Origin of the sequence: Nocardia sp. NPDC050406, assembly GCF_044459025.1 — a bacterium.
Classification (GTDB): domain Bacteria; phylum Actinomycetota; class Actinomycetes; order Mycobacteriales; family Mycobacteriaceae; genus Nocardia.
In genome coordinates, this window is sequence record NZ_JBITIM010000001.1 from 2,423,198 (window position 1) to 2,447,070 (window position 23,873).

18 protein-coding genes and 1 pseudogene are annotated in these 23,873 nt (G+C 68.7%); 7 read left to right on the plus strand and 12 right to left on the minus strand.

All coding sequences use genetic code 11. The features are described 5' to 3' along the window. Positions 1-6: 6 nt before the first annotated feature. Positions 7-1,545, plus strand: coding sequence for a glycerol-3-phosphate dehydrogenase/oxidase (locus tag ACIBH2_RS11530; RefSeq protein WP_397115986.1), 1,539 nt, complete (start codon positions 7-9; stop codon positions 1,543-1,545). A gap of 84 nt (positions 1,546-1,629) precedes the next feature. On the opposite strand, the gene ACIBH2_RS11535 is transcribed toward ACIBH2_RS11530, so the two are convergent. After that, a complete protein-coding gene (locus tag ACIBH2_RS11535) occupies positions 1,630-1,950 on the minus strand; it encodes a hypothetical protein (protein ID WP_397115988.1) in 321 nt (106 codons plus the stop codon). 31 nt (positions 1,951-1,981) lie between these two features. Next, complete coding sequence (locus ACIBH2_RS11540) at positions 1,982-2,821, minus strand: patatin-like phospholipase family protein (RefSeq protein WP_397115990.1); 840 nt, start codon at positions 2,819-2,821, stop codon at positions 1,982-1,984. A 2,686-nt stretch (positions 2,822-5,507) separates the two neighbouring features. Between ACIBH2_RS11540 and ACIBH2_RS11545 the strand changes: the two genes are divergently transcribed. After that, a complete protein-coding gene (locus tag ACIBH2_RS11545; RefSeq protein WP_397115992.1) occupies positions 5,508-6,302 on the plus strand; it encodes an FHA domain-containing protein in 795 nt (264 codons plus the stop codon). Between the two features lie 4 nt (positions 6,303-6,306). Here ACIBH2_RS11545 and ACIBH2_RS11550 read toward each other — a convergent pair whose 3' ends face one another. From ACIBH2_RS11550 to ACIBH2_RS11570, 5 genes and pseudogenes are all read right to left on the minus strand, one after another. Beyond that, positions 6,307-7,095: a hypothetical protein gene (locus ACIBH2_RS11550; protein ID WP_397117023.1), complete on the minus strand. Its 789-nt coding sequence runs from the start codon at positions 7,093-7,095 to the stop codon at positions 6,307-6,309. Between the two features lie 145 nt (positions 7,096-7,240). Next, entirely contained in the window at positions 7,241-8,062 is an 822-nt protein-coding gene (locus ACIBH2_RS11555; RefSeq protein WP_397117025.1) for a hypothetical protein, read from the minus strand. A gap of 236 nt (positions 8,063-8,298) precedes the next feature. Beyond that, a pseudogene (locus ACIBH2_RS11560) lies at positions 8,299-9,093 on the minus strand (serine/threonine-protein kinase); the annotation flags it as partial. 883 nt (positions 9,094-9,976) lie between these two features. Then, the gene (locus ACIBH2_RS11565) at positions 9,977-11,704 is read right to left on the minus strand and encodes a hypothetical protein (protein ID WP_397115994.1); all 1,728 of its coding nucleotides are present in this window, start codon (positions 11,702-11,704) and stop codon (positions 9,977-9,979) included. Beyond that, positions 11,701-11,979 (minus strand): hypothetical protein, encoded by a 279-nt coding sequence (locus ACIBH2_RS11570; protein WP_397115996.1) that lies wholly within the window; start codon positions 11,977-11,979, stop codon positions 11,701-11,703. The genes ACIBH2_RS11565 and ACIBH2_RS11570 overlap by 4 nt, the downstream gene beginning before the upstream one ends. Positions 11,980-13,429: 1,450 nt before the next feature. On the opposite strand from ACIBH2_RS11570, the gene ACIBH2_RS11575 reads away from it, so the two are divergent. The 5 genes from ACIBH2_RS11575 to ACIBH2_RS11595 all read left to right on the plus strand — a co-directional run bounded on the left by ACIBH2_RS11575 (position 13,430) and on the right by ACIBH2_RS11595 (position 18,598). Continuing rightward, complete coding sequence (locus ACIBH2_RS11575; protein ID WP_397115998.1) at positions 13,430-15,751, plus strand: FdhF/YdeP family oxidoreductase; 2,322 nt, start codon at positions 13,430-13,432, stop codon at positions 15,749-15,751. Further along, on the plus strand, positions 15,748-16,584 hold the full coding sequence (fdhD, locus tag ACIBH2_RS11580; RefSeq protein WP_397116000.1) for a formate dehydrogenase accessory sulfurtransferase FdhD: 837 nt from the start codon (positions 15,748-15,750) through the stop codon (positions 16,582-16,584). The genes ACIBH2_RS11575 and fdhD overlap by 4 nt, the downstream gene beginning before the upstream one ends. Positions 16,585-16,645: 61 nt before the next feature. Continuing rightward, positions 16,646-17,020, plus strand: coding sequence for a nuclear transport factor 2 family protein (locus ACIBH2_RS11585; protein ID WP_397116002.1), 375 nt, complete (start codon positions 16,646-16,648; stop codon positions 17,018-17,020). Positions 17,021-17,103: 83 nt separating this feature from the next. After that, positions 17,104-17,667: a hypothetical protein gene (locus tag ACIBH2_RS11590; RefSeq protein ID WP_397116004.1), complete on the plus strand. Its 564-nt coding sequence runs from the start codon at positions 17,104-17,106 to the stop codon at positions 17,665-17,667. A 352-nt stretch (positions 17,668-18,019) separates the two neighbouring features. Beyond that, positions 18,020-18,598, plus strand: a complete 579-nt coding sequence (locus ACIBH2_RS11595; RefSeq protein WP_397116984.1) for a carboxymuconolactone decarboxylase family protein — start codon at positions 18,020-18,022, stop codon at positions 18,596-18,598. 60 nt (positions 18,599-18,658) lie between these two features. Here the strand turns inward: ACIBH2_RS11595 and clpX are convergent, their stop codons facing one another. The 5 genes from clpX to ACIBH2_RS11620 form a co-directional block, all read right to left on the minus strand. Then, entirely contained in the window at positions 18,659-19,939 is a 1,281-nt protein-coding gene (gene clpX, locus ACIBH2_RS11600; protein ID WP_397116006.1) for an ATP-dependent Clp protease ATP-binding subunit ClpX, read from the minus strand. A gap of 283 nt (positions 19,940-20,222) precedes the next feature. Beyond that, positions 20,223-20,900 (minus strand): ATP-dependent Clp protease proteolytic subunit, encoded by a 678-nt coding sequence (locus ACIBH2_RS11605; RefSeq protein ID WP_397116008.1) that lies wholly within the window; start codon positions 20,898-20,900, stop codon positions 20,223-20,225. 38 nt (positions 20,901-20,938) lie between these two features. Next, positions 20,939-21,520: an ATP-dependent Clp protease proteolytic subunit gene (locus ACIBH2_RS11610; protein WP_397116010.1), complete on the minus strand. Its 582-nt coding sequence runs from the start codon at positions 21,518-21,520 to the stop codon at positions 20,939-20,941. A 207-nt stretch (positions 21,521-21,727) separates the two neighbouring features. Beyond that, positions 21,728-23,122 carry a trigger factor gene (gene tig / locus ACIBH2_RS11615; protein WP_397116012.1) on the minus strand — a complete coding sequence of 465 codons (1,395 nt, stop codon included), beginning with the start codon at positions 23,120-23,122 and terminating at the stop codon, positions 21,728-21,730. Positions 23,123-23,232: 110 nt separating this feature from the next. Continuing rightward, on the minus strand, positions 23,233-23,802 hold the full coding sequence (locus ACIBH2_RS11620; RefSeq protein WP_397116014.1) for an FKBP-type peptidyl-prolyl cis-trans isomerase: 570 nt from the start codon (positions 23,800-23,802) through the stop codon (positions 23,233-23,235). Positions 23,803-23,873: the final 71 nt, after the last annotated feature.

Genomic DNA, 23,873 nt, shown 5'->3' on the forward strand with positions numbered 1-23,873 from the left:
CGACTCATGACCGGAACATCCGCCACCGCCGACTCCGCGCTGAATGCCGCTCGGCGACAACGGGAACTGCTTGCGCTGGGCGACGGTGGTGAGATCGATGTGCTGGTGATCGGCGGGGGCATCACCGGGGTCGGGGTCGCTCTCGACGCGGTGACGCGGGGCCTGCGCACGGTGTTGGTGGAGAAGCACGATCTGGCGTTCGGGACCAGTCGATGGAGTTCCAAGCTGGTGCACGGCGGGCTGCGGTATCTGGCCAGCGGCGGAGTGGGGATCGCACACGAGAGCGCGGTGGAGCGCGACATCCTCATCACGCGGACGGCACCGCATTTGACGCGGGCGCTGCCGCAGGTAGTGCCGTTGCTGCCGGGAATCGGTGCGGCACAGCGGAGTTTGATTCGCACCGGGTTCGTGGCCGGAGATGTGTTGCGGCGCACCGCCGGAACGTCGGCCGCGGTACTGCCTCGTTCGCGGCGGGTGGCGGCGGCGGAGGCGCTGAAGCTCGCTCCGACGGTGCGCCGGGCGGGGCTGCGCGGCGGATTGCTGGCCTGGGACGGGCAACTCGTGGACGATGCGCGGCTGGTGGTGGCCATCGCCCGCACGGCGGCGCTGTACGGTGCGTCGATTCTGACGCGGGTGGAGGCGAGCGAGGTGAGCGGTACGTCCGCTCGACTGGTGGACCGGCTGACCGGCGAAAGTCTCACCGTGCGGGCGCGTGCGGTGGTCAACGCCACCGGTGTGTGGGCCGACGAGGTGGATCCGAGTATCGAACTGCGCCCCTCACGCGGCACGCACCTGGTGTTCGACGCGGCGGCCTTCGGCGGGCTGAGCGCTTCGCTCACGGTGCCGATTCCCGGGAGCATCAGCCGGTTCGTCTTCGCCTTCCCGGCGGCGCACGGCCGGGTCTATCTCGGTCTCACCGACGAGGAAGCGCCCGGCCCGGTGCCGGATGTACCGCACGCCACCGAGTCCGAGATCGACTTCCTGCTCGACACCGTCAATACGGTGCTGCGAGAGCCGCTGACGCGCAACGACATTCGCGGCACCTTCGCGGGCCTGCGCCCGCTGCTGCGCACCGCCGAGAACTCCACGGCCGACATCTCCCGCGAGCACGCGATCCTCACCTCCCCGAACGGTGTGATCACGGTGGTCGGCGGCAAACTCACCACGTACCGCAAGATGGCCGAGGACGCAGTGGACGCAGCGACCACCCACGCCGCCCTGGTAGCCCGCGGTTGCCGCACCCGTCGCGTCCCCCTGGTCGGCGCGGTATCCGGGGCAGCGCGCGATCGAATCGCGGCCGCACCTCGTCTGGTGGGGCGCTACGGCAGCGAGGCGACCACCATCCTCGAACTGGCCCAACGCGATCCGGCCCTGGCCGAACCCGTCGCCCCGGACATGGACGTCCTCGCCGCCGAATTCGCCTTCGCCACAACCCATGAGGGCGCACTGAGCATCGACGACCTCCTCGACCGCCGAACCCGCATCGGTCTGGTCGCGCGGGATCGCGCGGCAGCGGAACCGGCGGCCAAGGCCGCGTTCGAATAGCGATCTGGCGTTCGAAGCCATGGACGTCCTCGCCGCCGAATTCGCCTTGCCACAACGCATGAGGGCGCACGGGACACCGACGATCTAGGGGTTCAGCGCAGCCAGGTGCGCTGTTCGGCGGCGGTGGCGCGGACTTCTTCCAGTTGTTCGGCTACCTGGACCGTGCAGCGGTCGCCCGTCGCCGCCGCGCACCGCCACCACCAAGTACTCGCCCTCGATGGGAAGATTCAGCTCCCGCGCCGCCCGCGCGGCGAAGCTGGCGTCGTGGGCCGGTCCCGCGAGCAGATCCTCGATGAGCGCGTGCCTGCGACGCTCGACGTGGCGCACCTCGACCGGCGGACCCGCGTCCGGCTGATCGCGCCGCGTCGCCCACACCACGTTCGAGTGACCTTTGTCCGGCGGCACCACCCGACCTTGTCGCCAGCTGTCGGGCGGCTCAGCGCCAGAGGGTCGCGATGCGGGCGGCTTCCGTTTCGCCTTGGGCGCGACCGGCTTTGGCGGCGGGGATGCGGGTGGCGGTGTCGAGGGAGTTGTCTCCGAAGGCGGCCAGGGAGGCCTCGTCGGGGGTGATGAGTTCGACGCGGGTGCCGCGGGCGGTGAGGTCGGCGATCTCCTGGTCCATGGGTGGGGCGGCGATGGGGGCCAGGATGAGGACTCGCGCGCAACCCGCCGCGTAGTCGGCGTTGGTGGGGCTGCGGGTGCCGCCGTCGGTGTAGCGGACGCCGTGGATGGTGGTCGCGGGCCACACACCCGGGACGGCGGAGCTGGCGGTGACCGCGTCGACCAGGGGGACGCCGGACTCACGGTCGAAGACGCGCGGTTCGCCGGTCTCGGCAGCGACGGCGACGACCAATAGTCGGCGGTCGGGCCAATCGTGCACGGGGAGGCGGGTTTCCACCACCGCGCGGCGCGCGGCCTCCGGCACCGAGCGGGTCGCGAGCGCGACCTGACCGACTCGTCGCCGCGCCGCGGCGGGATCGCCTTCGGTCTCGGCGATGATCTCCGCCCACGTGGGCATGAGGTCGGCGAGCGGGTTACCCGGTGGCATCAGTTCGCGGCTCTGCAGCCCGGGCTCGATCTGCCTGCGGTACAGCTCTTCCGGCGACAGCCCGCTGGCCCACTGGGCGGCGACGTTCGCACCGGCCGAGGTGCCCACCATCAGGTCGGCGTCGCTGACATCCACCCCCGCGTCCGCCAGCCCGGCCAGCACGCCGTTCTGCCACGCGATCCCGGCGACTCCCCCGCCGCCGAGTACCAGTGCACGATCGCCCGCCATACCGACTCCTCTCGCCTCCAGTGACAGCCAAACTACAGCTATCGGCGGACAGGTGGCGCAGGCGTCGAATTCGACCGGTCAATGCAGCACGTTGCACCCCGACCCGGTGTGCAACCCGGTCCCCACGTGCAAATCCACGTACGGCACCACATCCGGCCCTCCCACGCTGTGCTGCACAACCTCCAGCCGATGTGCCCCCGTGGTCGACGGCCGCCAGTCAGCGGTAGCGATCTGTCCCGACGGCCGCGCCGTCGCGAACGGAACCCCGTTGTCGTAGAACACAACCGCGGTCACCGGATCATTCACATAGGCATTCACCGCATACGAACACCCGGTCCCATAGTTCGTAGCCGACCCAAAACTGATCCCCGGCTCAACCCCTACCCGGGTAGCCGTAGCCCCTGCCTCTACACCCCCACCCACCAAACTCCCCGCCACCCCAACCAACCCCACAGCCACAACCCCGCCACGCCGCCCCCACCCGGCCGCGCGCAGTCGATAGGTACTTCCCTTCCCGGTGGTCACGCCCATAAAGCAGTCCTCGCCATACCGAGCCGACGCCGGGTGCGCCGACGATCTCTTTGTCGATCGTGCCCCGCCGGTGTTCCCACCGCACTAGAACACGCGGAATCTGGCGAGAAACGATAGAAGTGGATTGGGCTGAGCGGTCAGAAATCACATATAGGTGGCTGATTTGCCGTCTGGGGGTGAATTTCGACCGCTTAGGCTAAGCCTCCTTTCCGCCACCCGACCATCTCGCACCTCCGGCCGACCGCCCGGGGCCCATACCCTCCACATGGAAATCCGGCGACCAGATCAGGGCGTAGTAGGAGGTCGCGCCCTGGACATGATGGTGGCCGTGCTGGAACTTGCGGACGAGCCGCATGTGGCGGGCGCGTGCCCCCCTCGGAGCGCATTGGCCTGAACGGTCGGAAAACGCATCCAGGCGGCAGATTTCGGGGGCTTGGCGCGAATTTCGACCGCTCAGGCCAATCAACCCTCCATCCGACTCACCTCCGTCCCGCGCGGCAGCCGCCCGACACCTTCGCCCGGAGGTTCCAGCACCAGAGACCTGCACGAGAGTTGGTCCCGGTGGCCGGGTGCCTGTTTCTGTTTCGGAGAGCGGCCATATCGCTGTGGTGCCCCCGGGCGGTGCTTGCCGGTCCGGGGGTCGCCCTGCCTGCGGAGACTTGGGGATGCCGGGCAGTTGGTGGGTGTACACCGTCCAAGCCGTTGACACGAGATGGCGCCTGGAGCGGGGGAAGGTCCTATTCTGGGCTGCAATGCTGGGGGCGCCGGGGAGAGGAGGCGCGGAATGGGGCGAATTCCGTCCACTGTGCGGTTGACGCGCGGCGAGGGACTGGTCGCGCGGTTCGGTGCGGTGGTGCTGTATTTGAGTGGGGAGACCTCGTCTACGGAGCGGATTCTCGGGGCGGTGGAGGCGGCGGCGGGGGCCGCGGATCCGGGGGTCGCGATCGCGCAGCGGTTGGCGGCGGCGATCTTTTCGAGCGGGTCGGCGCAGTCGCCGTCGTTCGGGGTGGTCGCGCCGACCTCCGGCGGGCTGTTGATCCTGTTGCGTGGGCCGGTGCGGGCGGTGATCGACGGGCCGGAGGGTGCCCGCGAGCTATCCGGCGACCGGGCCATGACCTGGGCCGACGAAATCGTGCGCGATCCGGTGCGGCGCATCACCGTGAGCACCGACGGCACCGCCGCCGAGGTCGCCCATACCGACCTACGCTCCGGCATCGTCCCCAGTGGCGGCTTCGTCATGCACGCCCCGCCCACCGGCCTCACCGACCGCCGCCGGGCCGCTACTCCGAAATCCGCCGCACCCCAACCCACCGACTCCACCAAACGCACCCCACTACCCACCCCCTCGCACACCCGCTTCACCCAGCCCGACGACAACTCCGCACCCCCGCGAAAGCCCGGCCACACGTCACCCGGCACCCCGCTCGCCGGAACATCGATGGATACGCCGCGCAGGGACCCGGCTGCGGACACCGGCGCGTCGCCTCGCGAAAAGCCCACCGAGACACCACGAGCCGAGAGTTCTTCGCTCCCGCCAGGCGGCGACACCTCGGCGGCACCACGGGTGGACGAGTCATCCGGATTCGCGCGTGACCACACACCCGCTGATGGCCCACAAACCGGTAGACATTCCGGCCTTTCACACGGCCAAACGCCCGCTGACACATCGGCCGGACAGTCATCCGACGGGCCGAGCGGTCACGAGCCCGCTGGCGCACCCCCTGCGGGGTCGCCCGAACCCTCGCGCGCATACACGCCTGCTGGCAGGCCGCGGGCCGAGAAATCTGAACTTCCGCCTGGCGGCCTGCCCGCTGGAGCACCACAATCAGGGCACTCGGCCGCCCTTCCGCACGGCGAGACACCCTCCGATACACCACATTCCGGGCGATCCTCTGAAATCGGGCGCAGGGAGGTGTCGTCGGAGCCGCTCGGTCCGTTGGATCGGACGACGCCGAATCCCGCGGGGACTACGCCTGTGGATCGGGGGTTGGATGAAACTCGGGCCGCTGATTGGGGGCGGCGGGCTAGTTCGCTGAGTAAGCGGACGGCGGAGACCATTCCGGCACCGGGGAGTTCTGCCGCGTCGGACTATCACGCGCCCGGGGAAGCTCGCTCGGGTGGGCCGTCCACGACGCGCGGTGAGGCGGGTGCGGCAATGGACGACGATGCCGTGGCCAATGCTCGCACCGAGCGTTCCGCGGATTGGGCTACTGAGAAGTTGGAGCCTTCGACGCCGGTGCCTGAGGAAACGCCGCCAGCCACAGTGCTTTTCGAGAAGCAAGCTGGAGCGGCGAGCGGTGGGGGCGAGCGCGCGAATGTGGTCGAGCCGCAGCCCACGCAGGCGTTCGATGCTCGGGCTGCCGCGCTCGACGAGGCGGCCGAGCAGGCTGAGAGCCGGGACGACGATATTCCGGCGACCGCGGCATTCGATGCCCAGGCCGCGGCTTCGGCCGATGCCGACTCGTCGGAGTCCGAGGCGGTGGCGCGGGCTGGGAAGCGTTGGCCCGGAGGGAAATCCGGAGAGAGCGCGAGCGCTGCACCCGGGATCGGCCCGCCGGTGGTCGGGAGGCCGGGGCGGGATTCCACCACTGTGGCCCGCCCGCCCGGCGTGCTCACCGCGGCCGGGGGCACGACCTATCCCCTGGACCGGGCATACGTCATCGGACGCGATCCGCTGACGGACGAGGCGGTGCAGAAGGCGAAGGCGTCGCCGATTCTACTCTCCGGGGACAGGCATATCTCGCGGATTCACGCGCGCGTATTCATCGAGGGCGCAGCGGTTTTCGTGCAGGATTCGTCCACGCCGGGCGGGACTTACGTGGCTCCGCCGGGAGCCTCGGACTGGACACGCCTAGGCGCGCAGCGCTTCGAGCTGAAACCGGGGTGGAGCCTGCGGATCGGCGACCGCATCCTCACCTACAGCACCGGGCCCGGTCGCGCCCGACGCTGAGGATTCACAGCAGATCTCGAATCCTCCGTAGCCGCAGATAGCGGTACCGTCGGCCCATACGGCGACCGGCGATGGCGGCGACGAACCCGGCGGCGGCACCGAGGGCGGCGCAGGCGATCAGCCCGACGGGAGTGAGCGCGGTCCCCAAGAGAACCCAGGCCGCTCCCGCGCCAGCGACCGCGAAAAGCGCTGTGCTGACCGTGAGTCCGACGGTTGCCGCGAAGGGCGCGTTGCCGCGTCGCAGCGCGCGCGAGTTGGATTCCGCGTACGCACCGGAGAACAGCGCCAGCAGCAGGATGGCAATGGCGGCGGCGGTCAGATACGGCCGCTGCGTGGTGTGGACGCCGAACCCGTAGGCGGCCGTGTCGATTCCACCGCGCGACACGGTCACCTCGCCCGTGAGGTCACCGGCGAGGACATACTGGTTCACGGGAACGGGTACGGCAGTCTCCGCCCCCGGATGTACCGACGTCGCGGCACCACCGAGCTTGGCTCCCAATACATTCCACGAGAGCTTCACGGCATCGACATCGCCGCCACTCACGGTGATGGGCACCGGCCGTGAGAGGTCGATCTCGACGCGTTCCCCACCGGCGATATCCACCCCCGCGACGCGAATCGTGTTGGCGGGGGCGACATCCCCCTTCTCGACCGCCCCGACCCCGAAGACAGCCACAGTTCCGGCCACCACCGCCAACACCCCGGCGGCGAGCAGTGGCAGCCGCGGCGACGGCAACTTGACGACCTGCTGCACCGGCACCAAATCCCCGCGCTCGACATCAACGAGCCGCACACCCCCGTGCTCCATCGCCTGTCGCGGCCGCACCCGCTCGGTCGGCACAGGCCCCCGCGCCCCGAATGACGGCGCACCGCCCCCACCCCAATCCCCCTGCCCCGCCCCACGTCCCGCGTTCGGCACCACCGGCCGCAGCACAGTGTCAGCAGTCGACGACGGCTGCACCCCCGGCCACGCGACGACGGTTTCGGGCGCGGACGGCTGCCTCCACTGTCCACGCCGAACGGTCGGAGACGAGTCGGCGGCCTCCGCCTGCGCCGAATCCCCCGGGCGTCGAGTCGAACCACCACGCGGTCCGGGAGGCATTGTCGATCCGCCACGTGAGCCCGGTGTCGAACCAACCCGTGAGCCAGGCGGCGGAGTTGATCCCGCCCGAGAATCGGGCGGAATAGCTCCCGTGGGACCTGACGGCGGACCCGCAGTTGATCCCGACGGCTGCGTCCCCATCGGCGAACCCGGCGACGGCAACCCCGTAGATGCACCCGATCCCCGCGCCCCTCTCGGCAAACCAGGCGACGACGACCCCCCAGATGCACCCGACCCCAGCGGCCCCCTCGGTGAGCCCGGCGACGGTGACCCCGTAGATGCACCCGACCCCCGCGCCTCCCTCGGCAAACCCGGCGACGACGACCCCCCAGATGCACCCGACCCCAGCGCCTCCCTCGGCAAACCCGGCGACGGCGACCCCATGGGTAAGCCCGGGAATGATGATCCTGTGGATGCGCCCTGCGGTGAGCCCGTGGATGCGCCTCGCGTCGGCGACGCTGTGGGGGAACCCGGCATCCACGGCCCCGACGAGGAGGTCCGCGTCTGCGAACCCATCGGCGAACCCTGCGACGGCGATCCAGCGCGCGACCCGGGTGGCGGTGTCGAAGTGGCGCGTGAGCCTGCTGGCGGTGTCGAACCGGCGCGTGAGCCTGGTGGCGGTGTTGTTTCGGTGGGTGAGCCTGGTGGCGGTGTCCATTCGGCCGCGCTGCGCGGCGCTGCCGGTTCGGGTCGGGGCGTGCGGCCGCTCGGGTAAGGGTCGTGGGGTGCAGCGGGGCCGAGGCTTCTGCGGCTGCCGCCGGTGGCGGCGGCGACGATCGTGTCCGCGCCGATGACCGGAATCCCCACGGGGGTGAGCCAATTCGTGCCCCAGCAGTGGGCGGCCGGTTCGGCGAGGGCGATGCCGAAGGTTTCGGCGCGGTCGAATCGGTCGCCGGGGTCGGGGGCGAGACCGCGCATGACCACGTCGGCAATGGGTTCCGGGACGGTCGGGGAGACCTGGTGGAGGGGGATCGGTTCGCCGTAGGCGTGCGCGAAGAGCATGGCGAGGTGGTCCTCGCCGGGCGGGAAGGGCAGTACGCCGGAGAGCAGTTGGTAGAGCATGGTGGCGAGCGCGTAGACGTCCGTCGCGGGCGAAAGCGGTTGCCCACGAACCTGTTCCGGTGCGATGTAGGAGGGCGTACCGATGATCTCCCCGGCGCGCGTCACCAGCGTGTCCTCGCCGCCGACGATCTTCGCGATACCGAAATCGGTGAGTTTGAGCGCCCCGGTGGCGGAGAACATGAGATTCGACGGCTTCACATCGCGATGCAGAATCCCGTGCCGATGCGCCGACTCCAGCCCCGCCGCACACGACAACGCCACCGCGACCGCCGCCGCCGCATCGAAACCCACTGTGGCGAACCGGCTCTCGACCGTCCCACCCGGCAGATACTCCATGACGAGCAGACACAGATCCTCGTGCTCTATGAAGTCGTACACCGGCACCACATGCGGATGGTCGATGGCCGCCATCAACCGCGCCTCCGCCACGAACCGCCGCCGCACCTGCGCATCATGCGCGAACTGCGCCGGAATCCGCTTGATGGCCACCGCCCTCCGCAACCCCCGATGCCGCCCCGCCAACACCACCCCACACCCGCCCCGCCCCACCTGCCCCTCGATCACATACCCGGGCAACGCGGCCCGCACCCGCTCCTCCTCAATCCCATCCACATCCGAAACGCTCATATCCGAGCCCCTCCCGCCGTGCACGTGATCGAGCTACCCCGTTCCCGCACAGCCGCATTGGGCGTCTCGCGGAGAACAGGCGAAACGTCACCGGCCAGGAAGTCACCCGGCAAGTGCCGGACACCAGGCACCCCGGAAACACCGGGCGGCCGCCAGACATCAGGCACCTCCGAAACGCCTTGCGGCACCCAGACATCGGGTACCCCCGAAAAACCCTGCGGCCCAAATACATCGGGCGCCTTCGGAACACCGGATACCCACCAGATACCAGGCAGTCGCGAAACACCGGGTAACCACCACGCACCAGGCGGCTGCCAAAAGCCGGACATCCATCGAAGACCCGAGTCCAGCCCAACACCGGCGACCAGCCGAGCGCCGGAGGCTGGCCGAACACCGGGAGCTGGCCGAGCGCCGGGAGCTGGCCGCGCACCGGAGGCTCGCCGAGCGCCGAGGGCTGGCCGACCGCCGGAGGCACGCCGAGCGCCGAGGGCTGGCCGACCGCCGAGGGCTGGCCGAGCGCCGGAAGCTCGCCGAGCGCCGGGGGCTGGCCGCGCACCGGAGGCTGGCCGAGTACCGGGGGCTGGCCGAGTACCGGGGGCTGGCCGAGCGCCGGAGGCACGCCGAGCGCCGAGGGCTGGCCGAGCGCCGGGGGCTGGCCGCGCACCGGAGGCTGGCCGAGTACCGGGGGCTGGCAGAGCGCCGAGGGCTGGCAGAGCGCCGAGGGCTGGCAGAGCGCCGAGGGCTGGCAGAGCGCCGAGGGCTGGTCGAACAACTACCGCCCGCCCCACCAGTGGGCCGGAGCGCCAACCTCCTCGTCCCTCGGCCGTAACGCTCTCCCCTCGCATCATCCGCTCCGCGACGGCGTTATCCGATTTCGGGGCGCTCATGTGGTGGCACTTCCCGCCGCACTCGCGGGCCCGTCCAAATCGGAAGCCTCGCCTCGCGAACCAGACCCGTTAGGCCCCTCGCGACCGATCGTCACCGCGTCGTCCCCGCGCGACGCGCCGGGTACCGGTCGCACCTGGGGCGACCGACCACGCCCCGTATTCGCGGTGGTGGCACTTCCCGCCGCAGTCACGGGCCCGTCCAAATCGGAAGCCTCGCCTCGCGAACCAGACCCGCTGGGCCCCTCGCGAGTCACCGCGTCCTCCCCGCGCGACGCGCCGGGCACCGGGCGCACATGGGGCGACCGACCACGCGCCGCATTGGCGGTGGTGGTCTTCGCCGTGTCCGTCCTGGTGGCATCCGCCAGGGTGCCGCCCAGATCGTGCAAGGTGCCGCCGGGCGTCCGCTGCTCACGCTCCCGGGGAGGCCGCTGCCCGTGCGGGTTGGGCGCGCCCACCGCAGCAACGTCCGATCTGCCCGAATTGGCGGGTGGCGGAATGGCGACGGTGTCTTCGTCCGCCGGGTCGTGCCAGCCGGGCCCGGGTGGGCGTCGTGAGCCTCCTCCGGCCGCCTCGTCGTTGGCTCGTACAGCGGGCCCGAACGGACTCGGCGCTCCTGGCCGCCGAGGTGGACCTCCTTGGCCGGGTGGACGGCCCGCACCAAACTCGTGGCCGAATACCGTTGTGGGAGCATCCCCGGCGTCGGCCGCGGGCCTTCGCGCGCCTCCACCGGGCGGTGTGGCGAAACTTCGCGCCCCCGGACCGGCTGCGCCCGGCGCGCCGAATACCGCAGCGCCCGTTACGGATTCGGCGGCCATGCCGAAACCCTGCGCTGGCATGCCGCCACGCATCGCGTCCGAGCCTGAACCGCGGGTTGGCTTGCCGCTCAATGCGTGTACATCCCGTGCGGCCGCCGGTTCCCTGTATCCGTGGGCGTCGAGTTCCCGTGCCGCGGCGAGGTCGGCGGCGTCCAGGTCGAGGCCGTCGCCCTGGTCGGGGGTGGGTGAGAAGTATCCGGCCAGGAAGAAGATGGTGGCGGTGGATCCGGCGAGAGCCAGCCAGAGGCCGGTGGCGGGGACCCACCAGCGGGCTACCGAGGCGGTGAAGCCGATCATGAGGCCGATGCCTATGCCGGGGGCCAGGAGTCGGAGGCCGCGCTGCCAGCGATTGGGTGAGAGGCGGTGGCGGGCTACGGTCAGGGCGGCGTCGGCCAGGGCCAGAGCGGTGAGGACGGCGAGGATGATGCCGAACAGGCCGTAGACGGAGAAGAGCGAGCCGCGTACGTCGACGACGGTGGGAACCTCGGCGACGGGTTCGCCGTCGGAGCCGATGATGGTCAGGTCCGCGCCGATGAGGCCGGTCGCCTGTCCGTCCAGTCCGGCGGCGTCGAGGCGATAGGTGAGCTTCTCGGTTTTCCCTGCGGCAATGGTCATTTCGACCGCGGTCGAGTACGAGAAGAAGTTCAGGCCGAGCACATGACCGGTCAAGTCGGCGCGGCGTACCGAGATGGATTCCCCGGTGCCATTGGTGATTTCGACGGTGATCTGAGCTACTTCGCTGGGGTCCAGGCGGATCGGATCACTGGCATTGGCTCCGAGCAGCGGTTCGCCGTCGAGGGTGGCGGTGGCGGTGACGCCGTCGGCCGCCGCGGCTGTTCCGCCGCCGACCGCGAACACCACCAGCAGCGCGGCGACCAACATGCCGAATGCGGTGTGCCGGTTACTCATCGAGACCTCCGGTCGGGCAGATGGGATACCAGTCGGTGGCCGTAGAACCACGCGCCGATGAGTAGGAAGAACAGCAGCACCGTGACGGTCGACGCCCCACCACCGACCCGGCTGACCAGGACGATGTCCAGCGGCCCGGCGAGCGTCGCGCCACAGGCCGCCGTCACCCGGTGGTGGCCGATATCGGTGGCACCGGTGGAGAGCTTCACGTCGAAGCCGCCATCGGCCCCCGCGGTGGTATCGCCTACGCGGCCCGAGCCGATCGAAAGCGCCACGGCCGCACCGGGATTGCAGCCCCGCCCTGTCACCGTGACCTCACCGCCGGGCGATACGGCTGGCGGATTGACCTCGAGTCCAGCAGGGAACACATCCGGCGCACCAGGGTTCGGAGTGCCGGTACCCGGCGCGGGCGAATCCGTCTGCGGCGGAGGGGCTACCGGCGTTATCGCATCCGGCGGGTTCGGGTTGCCGGTCGGTCCAGCGATCTCGCCCGGCCCGGGATTCCCGGTGGTCCCGGGGTTCTCACCCTGCTGCGGACCAGGCCCAGGGTTTTCGCCCGACCCGGGATTCTCACCGGGCGCAGGGTTCCCGCTCGGCCCAGGATTCTCACCCGGCACAGGGTTCCCGCTCGGCCCAGGATTCTCACCCGGACCGGGATTACTACTCGGCCCGGGATTTTCCCCGGGCCCAGGATTCCCACTCGGTCCCGGATTCTCCCCCGGCCCAGGATTCCCACTCGGCCCCGGATTTTCCCCCGGGCCAGGGTTGCCACCGGGCCACGGATTCTCACCCGGCCAAGGATTGCCACTGGGACCCGGATTCCCGCCCGGCCAAGGGTTCTCCCCCGGCCCGGGATTCCCGCTCGGCCCCGGATTCTCCCCCGATCCACCACAGTCCGTCCCACACCCGTCCGGCCCCGGATTCGGCTGAACTGGCCCCGGGTTCTCCCCGGACCCCTCACACTCGGTCCCACACCCCTCCGGCCCCGGATTCGGCTCCACCGGCCCTGGATTCTCACCAGACCCCTCACACCCCGACACGCAAGGATCCGGCACCTCACACGCCGCCCCGCACGGCTGCTGCGGCGACGGCCCATCCGGCGTCCCCGCCCCGTCCTGGGTCCCGCTCCCGCCCTGCCCGTCCGGCTGCGGCTCCTGGGTCGGCCCGGTTCCGTCCCGAGTCCCCCCACCGTCCTGCGTATCCGGCAACACACTTGTCGTGACAACTGGTACGAGGGGCCTCCCCGGCGAATTCACCACGGCGGGAGGGTTTTCGACCGCCGGTACCTGCACCACCGGAACCGACCGCACCGAATTCGTTGGCGTCACCCCCGGATTCGCGGCCGCGACCATCACCGATCCGCCGAGCACGGCCGCCGCGGCGACCGCCACCCCCGAGCGCGCCAGAGCTCGATTCCGCTCTCCCAGAGCACTTTTCATCCGCCGACGCACTGCGGCGGCACGCGAACCGACCTGTACAGATGTCTTCATCGGACGTGACCTCGCTCGTTCGATGGTAAGGCCGCCTGCCCGGCCGTGGAACCATCTCACCCAGGCGTTATGCAGTGGCAATCACGCTAGGCCCGATGCGGCGGCCGAACACGGGTAGCCGACTACGCGGTTCCCGCGCTCATATATCGCGCCGCATGACGGGAGTGTTCATCCGGGGCCTACGATCGGATTGGCTGAGACAGCCCGCTCAGAGCCGGAGAGGACAATGGTCGCCATGCATCGTGCCGCGCCGAAGAACGACATCGATGAGGCAGTACTGACCGTCACCCCGCCCAAAACCGAGGCGGCGGGTGTGAAAGCGGTCGCCGTCGCGCTGGAGCGGGCCGTCGAGGAGATGGGCGTGGTCCGCACCGCGCGCACCCTGGTCCGCGTCAATCAGCGCCACGGCTTCGACTGCCCGGGCTGCGCCTGGCCGGAGCCCACCGGCCGTCGCCGCCCCGCCGAATTCTGCGAGAACGGCGCGAAGGCGGTCGCCGAGGAGGCGACACTGCGCACGGTCACCCCGGAGTTCTTCGCCCAGCACTCCCTCGACGAGCTGTCCGAGAAGTCCGGTTACTGGCTCGGCCAGCAGGGCCGCATCACCCATCCGATGGTGTTGCGCCCCGGCGACACCCACTACACCCCCATCGCGTGGGACGACGCCTACCGCCTGATGGCCGATACGCTGCGCGGCCTCGACTCCCCCAACGAGGCGGTGTTCTACACCTCCGGCCGCACCGCCAACGAGACCGCCTTTCTCTACCAGCTCCTGGTGCGCAGCTTCGGCACCAACAACCTGCCGGACTGCTCCAATATGTGCCACGAGTCCTCCGGCGCCGCGCTGACCTCCTCCATCGGCATCGGCAAGGGCTCGGTCTCCCTCGACGATTTCGCCAAGGCCGACCTCATCATCGTGGCCGGACAGAACCCAGGCACCAACCATCCGCGCATGCTCTCCGCCCTCGGCGAGGCGAAAGCCCATGGGGCCAAGGTGATCGCGGTGAACCCGCTCCCCGAAACCGGCCTGATCGGCTTCAGCGACCCGCAGACGCTGAAGGGCCTCACCGGCGGTATAAACATTGCCGACGATTTCCTCCAGATCCGCCTCGGCGGCGATATGGCGCTGTTCCAGGGCTTGGGCAAACTCCTCTTCGAGGCCGAGGACCGCGCACCCGGCACCGTGGTGGACCGCGCCTTCGTGGACGCGCACACCGCGGGCTTCGAGGCGTACGAAAAGCAGGTCCGCGCGGTCGATCTCGGCATTGTCGAACAGGCCACCGGCCTCACCCGCGCCGATCTGGACCGCACCGCCCGCCTGCTGGCCGAATCCAAGGCCACCATCGTCTGCTGGGCGATGGGCCTCACCCAGCAGGTGCACGGCGTCGCCACCATCGAGGAGGCCACCAATCTGCTGTTGCTGCGCGGCATGATCGGCAAGCCGGGCGCGGGCGTGTGCCCGGTGCGCGGTCATTCGAATGTGCAGGGCGACCGCACCATGGGTATCTGGGAGAAGATGCCCGACGCCTTCCTCGACGCCCTCGACCGCGAGTTCGGCATCACGAGTCCGCGCGAACACGGTTGGGACACCGTCGATTCCATTCGCGCCATGCGCGACGGCAAGGCCAAGTTCTTCTTCGGCATGGGCGGCAATTTCGTCTCCGCCACCCCCGATACCGAGGTCACCGAGGCGGCACTGCGCAATTGCGAACTCACGGTGCACGTCTCGACCAAGCTCAATCGCAGCCATGTGGTGCACGGCCGCACCGCGCTCATCCTCCCCACCCTGGGCCGCACCGACGAGGACCTGCAAGACGGTGTCCGCCAACAGGTTTCGGTCGAGGATTCGATGTCCATGGTGCATCTGTCCACCGGCCGCCTGAAGCCGGTGAGCGAGCACCTGCGCAGCGAGGTCGCCATCGTGTGTGAGCTGGCCCGAGCCCTGTTCGGCCCCGACCATCCGGTGCCGTGGGCGCGATTCCAGCGCGACTACGACCAGATCCGCGACGCCATCGCCAAGGTCGTACCCGGCTGCGCGGACTACAACGCGAAGGTGCGGGGCCGCAACGGCTTCCAGCTGCCACATCCCCCGCGCGACGCTCGCGAGTTCCGCACCGCCACCGGCAAGGCCAATTTCGCCGCCAACGAATTGCATTGGCTCCCTGTGCCGCCGGGCCGCCTGATTCTCCAGACCCTGCGCAGCCACGACCAGTACAACACCACCATCTACGGCCTCGACGACCGCTACCGTGGCATTCACAACGGCCGCCGCGTGGTGCTGGTGCACCCCGACGACATCGCCGCCTTCGGTTTCGTGGAAGACGAACTGGTGGACCTGATCTCGGAATGGACCGACCCGGCCGCACCCGAGGCCCCGCCGCGAGAACGCCGTGTCGAGGGCTTCCGCCTGGTGCCGTACTCCACCCCGCGCGGCAATGCCGCCGCCTACTACCCCGAAACCAATCCGCTCGTCCCGCTCGACCATGTCGCGCGGCGGTCGAATACCCCGGCCTCCAAGGCGATCACCATTCGCCTCGAGCGCCACGTGCACCGCGCATGAGCCGAGTCACCGCGCGCCGCAGGACCTTGCGCATCTCCCCCACCGGAGTGGTGCGGCGGCCCGACACCCTCGTCGTCGAGGAGCCCCTGGAGATCCGCACCGGCGGCCAATCGCTGGCGGTCACCATGCGCACCCCCGGCGCGGATATCGACCTCGTGCACGGCTTCCTCTTCAGCGAGGGCCTGATCGAGCGGGCCGACGATATCGCGGTCGCCCGCTACTGCGCCGGTACCGACGAGAACGGCCAGAACACCTACAACCTCCTGGATGTGCAGCTGCGCCAACCGGTTCCGGTGACGCCGCGCAATTTCCTCACCAACAGCGCGTGCGGGCTGTGCGGCAAGACGGCGTTGGACGAGGTCCGCACCCGCCTGCCCTTCCCGATACCGGAAGACGGCCTCGCGGTGAAGACCTCCGTGCTGACCGCCCTGCCCGATGAACTGCGTTCCCGCCAAACGGTTTTCGACGCCACCGGCGGACTGCACGCCGCCGGGCTCTTCACCGCCGACGGCACCGCCCTGGCCGTCCGCGAGGATGTCGGCCGCCACAATGCCGTCGACAAGGTCATCGGCTGGGCGCTGCGCGAAAACCGCGTCCCCGCACACGATCTCGTGCTCATGGTCAGCGGCCGCGCCTCCTTCGAGCTGGTGCAGAAGGCCGCCATGGCGGGCATTCCGGTGCTCGGCGCGGTCTCGGCCCCCAGCTCGCTGGCGGTCGACCTGGCCGAGGACGCCGGACTCACCCTCATCGGCTTCCTGCGCGGGGACTCGATGAACGTCTACACCGGCACCCACCGGATTCTCGATATCCATTCACCGAGTCACCCGGTGTGATCACGCCCCGCGCGCTGCTACGCTCCGACCTAGAACACGTTTCAATTCTTTGGGAGTTCTCATGGCAGCGCAGCCCCGCGACGTGGTCGAACAGTATGTGAAGCTGGTCGCCACCGGACCCACCGACGACATTGTGGCCCTCTACGCCGACAATGCCACCGTCGAAGACCCGATCGGCACCCCGACCCGGGTCGGCCACGCCGCCATTCGCGAGCTGTACGCCGCCCTCGAGGGTGTCGCCGAGCGCAGCACCGAACTGCACGATGTGAAGGTGGCGGGCAAGCACGCCGCGGTGTCGTTCACCCTCGTCACCGTCTTCGGCGACAAGCGAATGACGCTGTCCCCCATCGACATCATGGAGTTCGACGACGACGGCAAGATCGTCGCCATGCGCGCCTACTGGGGCCCCGACGACATGGTCATGGAACAGATCTGAGACCTGCGCACGCTTGCCCCTCCCGGCCAGCCGAATTACGGTGACAAGCACCAGTGATTCGGCAAGGGACGGGAGGGGACCCCGTGCGAATCTCGTTGCGTGGCACCGGAGACGGCCTACGGGTGCGGATGCGCCTGGATGTGAACCGGCGACGGTGGCTGGCCCTGCAGATCATGTTGGGGATACTGGCGCTGGTCGGACTGGTGATCGGGCTGTGGGCGGTGGTCGCGCCGCAATCCTGGTACGACAGCTTCCCCGGCTTCGGCCTGCACTGGGTGCGGGTGGACGGCCCCTACAACCACCATCTCGCCGCGGATGTCGGCGCGTTCTTCCTCGCGCTGGCGGCGGTGACCCTGGCCGCGCTGTACTACCTGGACAGTCTGATCGCCCGGATCGCGGGCCTGGCCTGGCTGGTCTTCGGACTGCCGCACCTGCTGTACCACTTCACGCACTGGGTCGAGCAGAGCGCGATCAGCACGGTACTCAATGCCGTCGGCCTCATCGCCCTGCCCGCCCTCGGCCTGGCCTGCATGATCGTCGCGCCGCGCGAACGCCGCCCGGTGCCGGAGCCCTCGGATTTCACGCTGCGCTTCCCCCGCCGCACCACCCGACAGACGCGCGGTCAGGGCAACCGTCCGCCGCGCTAGCCCCGCCGCCCGCCCGCGCACGACGATTCTCGCGACCCGCGATGAATTCCGCGCCGCCGCACCGTCGTAACAGGTGTAGCGCGACCGCCGATTTCCAAAGCAGGAATGAAGGTTCAATGGCGAACCACGGGGGATCAATGGCGATTCCCGACACCGGCCGCGACCGCTCAACCGATCGTCACCGATTCCTGTACCGGGAGGGGGAACTCCATGGGCCTATCGCTCACGATCTTCATAGTGCTCGACGCATCGACCACGGCCTGTGAGCCGAGTCACCGACGGTCAGCCGTCACGTTCGGTCGCCCTTCCTCGTCCAAGGGGTAGGCAGCTACCGTTCGGAGCGAAGGAGACCATTGTGGTCGGCACTCGAATTCCCACCGTCACCCCGCGACAGGCGGGTCTGTTGACCCGAATCGGCTACTGGTACAGCAAGCGTCGGTTCGGCGCGGTGCCCGAGCCCTTCGCGGTCATGGCCAATCACCCCAAGCTCATGCGGGCGGCCGGTGTGCACGAGACGCTCGTCGAACGCGCCTCCACGGTGCTGCCCGCGAATATTCGCGAGATCGCCGTCTATCGCACGGCTCGCACCATCGGCTGTTCCTGGTGCGTCGATTTCGGCACCATGCTCATGCGGCATTCGGATCTGAACATCGACAAGCTCCAGCACATCGACGACTTCGCGACCTCGCCGCACTACAGCGACGACGAGCGCGCCGCCATCGCCTACGCCGATGCCATGACCGCCACCCCGCCCACCGTCACCGACGAACAGGTCACCGACCTGAAGCGCCGCTTCGGCTCCCAGGGCGTCATGGAACTGACCTACCAGATCGCCCTGGAGAACTCCCGCGCCCGCGGCTACGCCGCCCTCGGCATCACCGACCAAGGCTTCAGCAAGGACGCCTGCCGCGTGCCCTGGGCCGAGGACTGAGACCAACAGCAAACGACCCCGCGAGAAATCCTCGCGGGGTCGTTTCGTCGTAGCGTCGGGTTACGCCGACTTCTCGCGGCGCTCCGGCTGCTGGCGCTTGCGCGGCACGATCGTCGGCAGCACATTGTCGTTCACGGTGTCGGCGTTCACGACCACCTTGGCGACATCGTCGCGGCTGGGAATGTCGTACATGACCGGCAGCAGGACTTCCTCCATGATGGCCCGCAGACCACGTGCGCCGGTGCCGCGCAGAATCGCCTGATCCGCAACGGCTTCCAGCGCGTCCTGGGTGAATTCCAGGTCGACGCCGTCCATTTCGAACAACCGCACGTACTGCTTGACGAGGGCGTTCTTCGGCTCGGCCAGAATACGGACGAGGGATTCCTTGTCCAGGTTGGTGACCGAGGCGATCATGGGCAGACGGCCGATGAACTCGGGGATGAGACCGAACTTGATCAAATCCTCGGGCATCACATCGGCGAAGTGGTCGACGGTGTCGATCTCCGCCTTGGAGCGCACCTCCGCGCCGAATCCGATGCCGCGCTTGCCGACTCGGTCCTGCACGATCTTCTCCAGACCCGCGAACGCACCCGCCACGATGAACAGCACATTGGTGGTGTCGATCTGGATGAACTCCTGATGCGGATGCTTGCGCCCGCCCTGCGGCGGCACCGACGCCTGCGTCCCTTCCAGGATCTTCAGCAGCGCCTGCTGCACGCCCTCGCCCGACACGTCACGGGTGATGGACGGGTTCTCCGACTTGCGGGCGATCTTGTCGACCTCGTCGATGTAGATGATCCCGGTCTCGGCGCGCTTCACGTCGTAATCGGCGGCCTGAATGAGCTTGAGCAGAATGTTCTCGACATCCTCACCGACATAACCGGCTTCGGTGAGCGCGGTGGCGTCGGCGATGGCGAACGGAACATTCAGCATCTTGGCGAGCGTCTGCGCCAGATAGGTCTTGCCACAGCCGGTGGGGCCGAGCATGAGAATGTTCGACTTGGCCAACTCGACCGATTCCCCACGGGAGTCGCGGCCCTTGTCGCCCGCCTGAATTCGCTTGTAGTGGTTGTACACCGCGACGGCGAGCACGCGCTTGGCTGGATCCTGCCCGATCACATACTGCTCGAGGAAGTCGCGGATCTCCGCGGGCTTCGGCAGTTCGTCGAGTTTGACCTCGCTCGATTCGGCGAGTTCTTCCTCGATGATCTCGTTGCACAGATCGATGCACTCGTCACAGATGTACACCCCCGGTCCCGCAATGAGCTTCTTGACCTGCTTCTGGCTCTTTCCGCAGAACGAGCACTTGAGCAGATCGCCGCCATCACCGATGCGCGCCATCTCCTGGGTCCCTACTTCCTTGTCCGCGTGCAACCATCCGTCTTGGCTGTCAGGCGAGCTGCCACCTAATCAAGCGTAGCCGTACCCAGATGGCAGTATCCGATTCCTGCGTCGGGTGCGGCGGTTCGGCAGAGCCGACAACCACGAGCAAAGGTCCCTGTAGTGACCGTACCCGGAATTCCCGACCGAGGTCGATAACTTGGGCACGTTTCTCGCCGGACATGTGCGTGGACTCACCCCTGCCGGGTGGCGGAGCCGCACCGCCCCGCCACCCGTGCACTGCTTACTTCTGTGTGCTGGCCTTGCGGTACTCGAACACGGTGTCGATGATTCCGTAGGCCTTGGCGTCCTCGGCGGTGAGGATCTTGTCGCGGTCGGTGTCCTTGCGGATGGTCGCCTCGTCCTTGTGCGTGTGCTTGGCGAGGATGGTGTCCATCTGCTTGCGGACGCGCTCGATCTCCGCGGCCTGGATCTCGAGGTCGGAGACCTGACCCGATACCGCGCCGGTGGTGTACGGCTGGTGGATGAGCACCCGGGCGTTGGGCAGCGCGGCGCGCTTGCCGGGGGTGCCCGCCGCCAGCAGCACGGCCGCCGCCGACGCCGCCTGACCCAGGCAGACGGTCCACACGTCGGAGCGCACGTACTGCATGGTGTCGTAGATGGCCATCAACGAGGTCGGCGAGCCGCCGGGCGAGTTGATGTAGAGCGTGATGTCGCGGTCGGGGTCCAGCGACTCCAGCACCAGCAGCTGCGCCATGACGTCATTGGCGGAGGTGTCGTCGACCGGGCTGCCGAGGAAGATGATGCGCTCCTCGAACAGCTTGGCGTACGGGTTCTGGGTCTTGGTGCCGAAGCTGGTGTGCTCGACGTACTCCGGAATGATGTAGCGCGACTGCGGCATCCGCGTACCGGCGGCGGCGAAGGTGATGCCCGCGTCCCGCGGATCGAACATATTCGACATGGATGTCTCCAATAAGTCTGGGTGGTTGGGCTGCGGGACTAGCTGCCGTTGGTCTGGCGCGCGTGGGCGACCACGTGATCGATGAACCCGTACTCCAGGGCCTCGGTCGGCGTGAACCAGCGGTCGCGGTCGGCGTCGGCGGTCACCTGCTCGACGGACTTGCCGGTGTGCTGCGCCTGCAGCTCGTTGAGTTCGCGCTTGGTGTAGGCGAACTGCTCGGCCTGAATGGCGATATCGGCGGCCGAGCCACCGATACCGGCGGACGGCTGGTGCATCATGATCCGCGAATGCGGCAGTGCGTAGCGCTTGCCCGGCGTACCCGCGGCGAGCAGGAACTGGCCCATGGAGGCCGCCAGACCCATTGCCACCGTTTTGATATCGCATTCGGCAAACTGCATGGTGTCGTAGATGGCCATGCCCGCGGTCACCGACCCACCCGGCGAGTTGATGTACAGCGAGATGTCCTGGGTCGGATCCTCGGCCGACAGCAGCAGGATCTGCGCGCACAGCCTGTTGGCGATGTCGTCGTCGACCTGGCTGCCCAGGAAGATGATCCGCTCGCGCAGCAGGCGCTCGTACACCGAATCACTGAGGTTGAGACCAGCAGTCGCGGATGCCATCTGCACCCCTGCCTGATTGATTGTCACGGATACCTGCCCTCTCTCACCGGCTCGGTCCCACCAAGCCCTTCTGATCACTTAGGAAGTTTCAGCGCTGACACAAACCCTAACGAAGCAGGGCGGCACCGAACTCCCGGTACCGCCCTGCTTCGCTCACAGCGCAAAACCTACACGCGCCGTGTGGCCCGTACGTGAGGGCCTGTGTCCTTACTTCGCGTCCGCCTCGGCGGCGTCGGCGACCTCGGCGAGCTCCTGGGCGGAAACCTCTTCGGCCTCCTCCTCGGGCGCGCCGAACATTTCGGCGGTGTCCACGGTGTTGCCCGCGGTGTCGGTGACGGTGGCCGAGGTGACCACACCGGCCAGCGCCTTGCCGCGACGCACGTCGGCGAAGATCGCGCCGAGCTGACCGGCCTGCTGCACCTGCTGGATGAACTGGTCGGGCGACATGCCGTAGCGCTGCGCCTGGAAGATGATGCGCTCGGTCAGCTCGTCCTGGCCGACCTGGGTGTTCTCGGCCTCGGCGACGGCGTCGAGCAGCAGCTGGGTCTTGACCGACTTCTCGGCGGCCTGCTTGGTGTCGGCGTCGAACTCCTCACGCGAGGAGCCCTGGGCCTCGAGCGCCTCGGCCAGCTTGGCCTCGTCGTGGTCGAAGCCGTGCACGGCGTCGTGCAGCACGGCGTCGATCTCGGCCTGGACGACCTTCTCCGGCAGCGGGATCTCGGTGGCCTCGAGCAGCGCCTCGAGCACCTTGTCGCGGATCTCGCCCGCCTGCTGCACCTTCTTGGCCTGCTCGACGCGCTTGCCCAGATCGGCCTTCAGCTCGTCGATGGTGTCGAATTCGCTTGCCATCTGGGCGAATTCGTCATCGGCCTCGGGCAGCTCGCGCTCCTTGACCGACTGCACGGTGACGGTGATGACGGCTTCCTTGCCCGCGTGCTCACCGGCGACCAGCTTGGAGGTGAAGTCCTTGGACTCCTCCGCCTTCAGGCCGATCAGGGTCTCGTCCAGGCCCTCGATGAGCTGGCCGGAGCCGACCTCGTGGGACAGGCCGGTGGTGGAGGCCTCCTCGACCGTCTCGCCGTCGACGGTGGCCGACAGGTCGATGGAGACGAAGTCGCCGTTCTCGATGGCGCGGTCCACGCTCTTGAGGGTGCCGAAGCGCTGGCGCAGCGAATCGAGCTGCTTCTCGACATCCTCGTCGGCGATCTCGATCGGGTCGACGGTGACCGCGAGGCTGGAGAAGTCGGGCAGGGTGATCTCGGGGCGCACGTCGACCTCGGCGGTGAACGCCAGCTCCTGGCCGTCCTCGATCTTGGTGATCTCGATCTCGGGCTGGCCGATGACCTTCACCTCGGAGGTCTGCACGGCCTCGCTGTAGCGCTTGGGCAGCACGTCGTTGACGACCTGCTCCAGCACCGCGCCGCGGCCGAGACGGGCCTCGAGAAGCTTGGCCGGGGCCTTGCCCGGACGGAAGCCGGGGATGCGGACCTGCGACGCGAGCGCCTTGTAGGCCTTGTCGAAGTCCGGCTTCAGCTCCTCGAAGGGCACCTCGACATTGATCCGGACCCGGGTCGGGCTCAGCTGCTCGACGGTGCTCTTCACGGACATGCTCCTTGTTCGTTGGTGTCTTTGGTGTTCGTGGTGACGGCTCGGTCCCCCCGTAGGCATCCCGACCAGGTTAGTCGACGGTTGTCGACACCTTGTAATCGGATCTAGCCCACCTTGACGACGTCGGTCACGAAGACCAGGGTCTCGTTCGGCTTCATGCCGCCCTTGCCGCTCGCGCCGTAGCCCAGATCCGGCGGGATGACGAGCAGGCGGCGGGTGCCCTCGGTGGCGCCCTCCAGGCCCTGATCCCAACCCTGGATGACCTGGCCCGCGCCGAGGGTCAGCGGCAGTTCCTTGCCGCGGTCGAAGGAGCTGTCCAGCTTCTTCTTGTCCGACCAGGTGATGAGCGTGTAGTTGGTGCTCAGCTTGTCCCCGGCCTTGGCGGCGGGGCCGGTGCCGACCACGAGGTCCTTGGTGATGAGGGTCTTGGGCGGATCGCAGTCGTCCGGGATGGTGATGGTCGGCGTCTCGCCGTACCCGCCCTGGACGGCGATATCGTCGGCGGTGCACTCGCGGCCCTTGGACTCGGGCTGCGCGGCGGCGTTCGCGGAGCTCGCCGCGGCCGTGGTGGTCGGGGTGGCGGTCTCGCTCTTGTCGTCGCTGCCGCACGCGGCCAATGCCAGGACCGCGCACGCGACCACACCGACCGAACCGATCTTGCCCACCACGCGCATGCGTGCCTCCTCGCTGAAGTGTTGGCGGCCACCTCGCGGGCGGCGATGTCCGCGCCGAAACTACACGACCG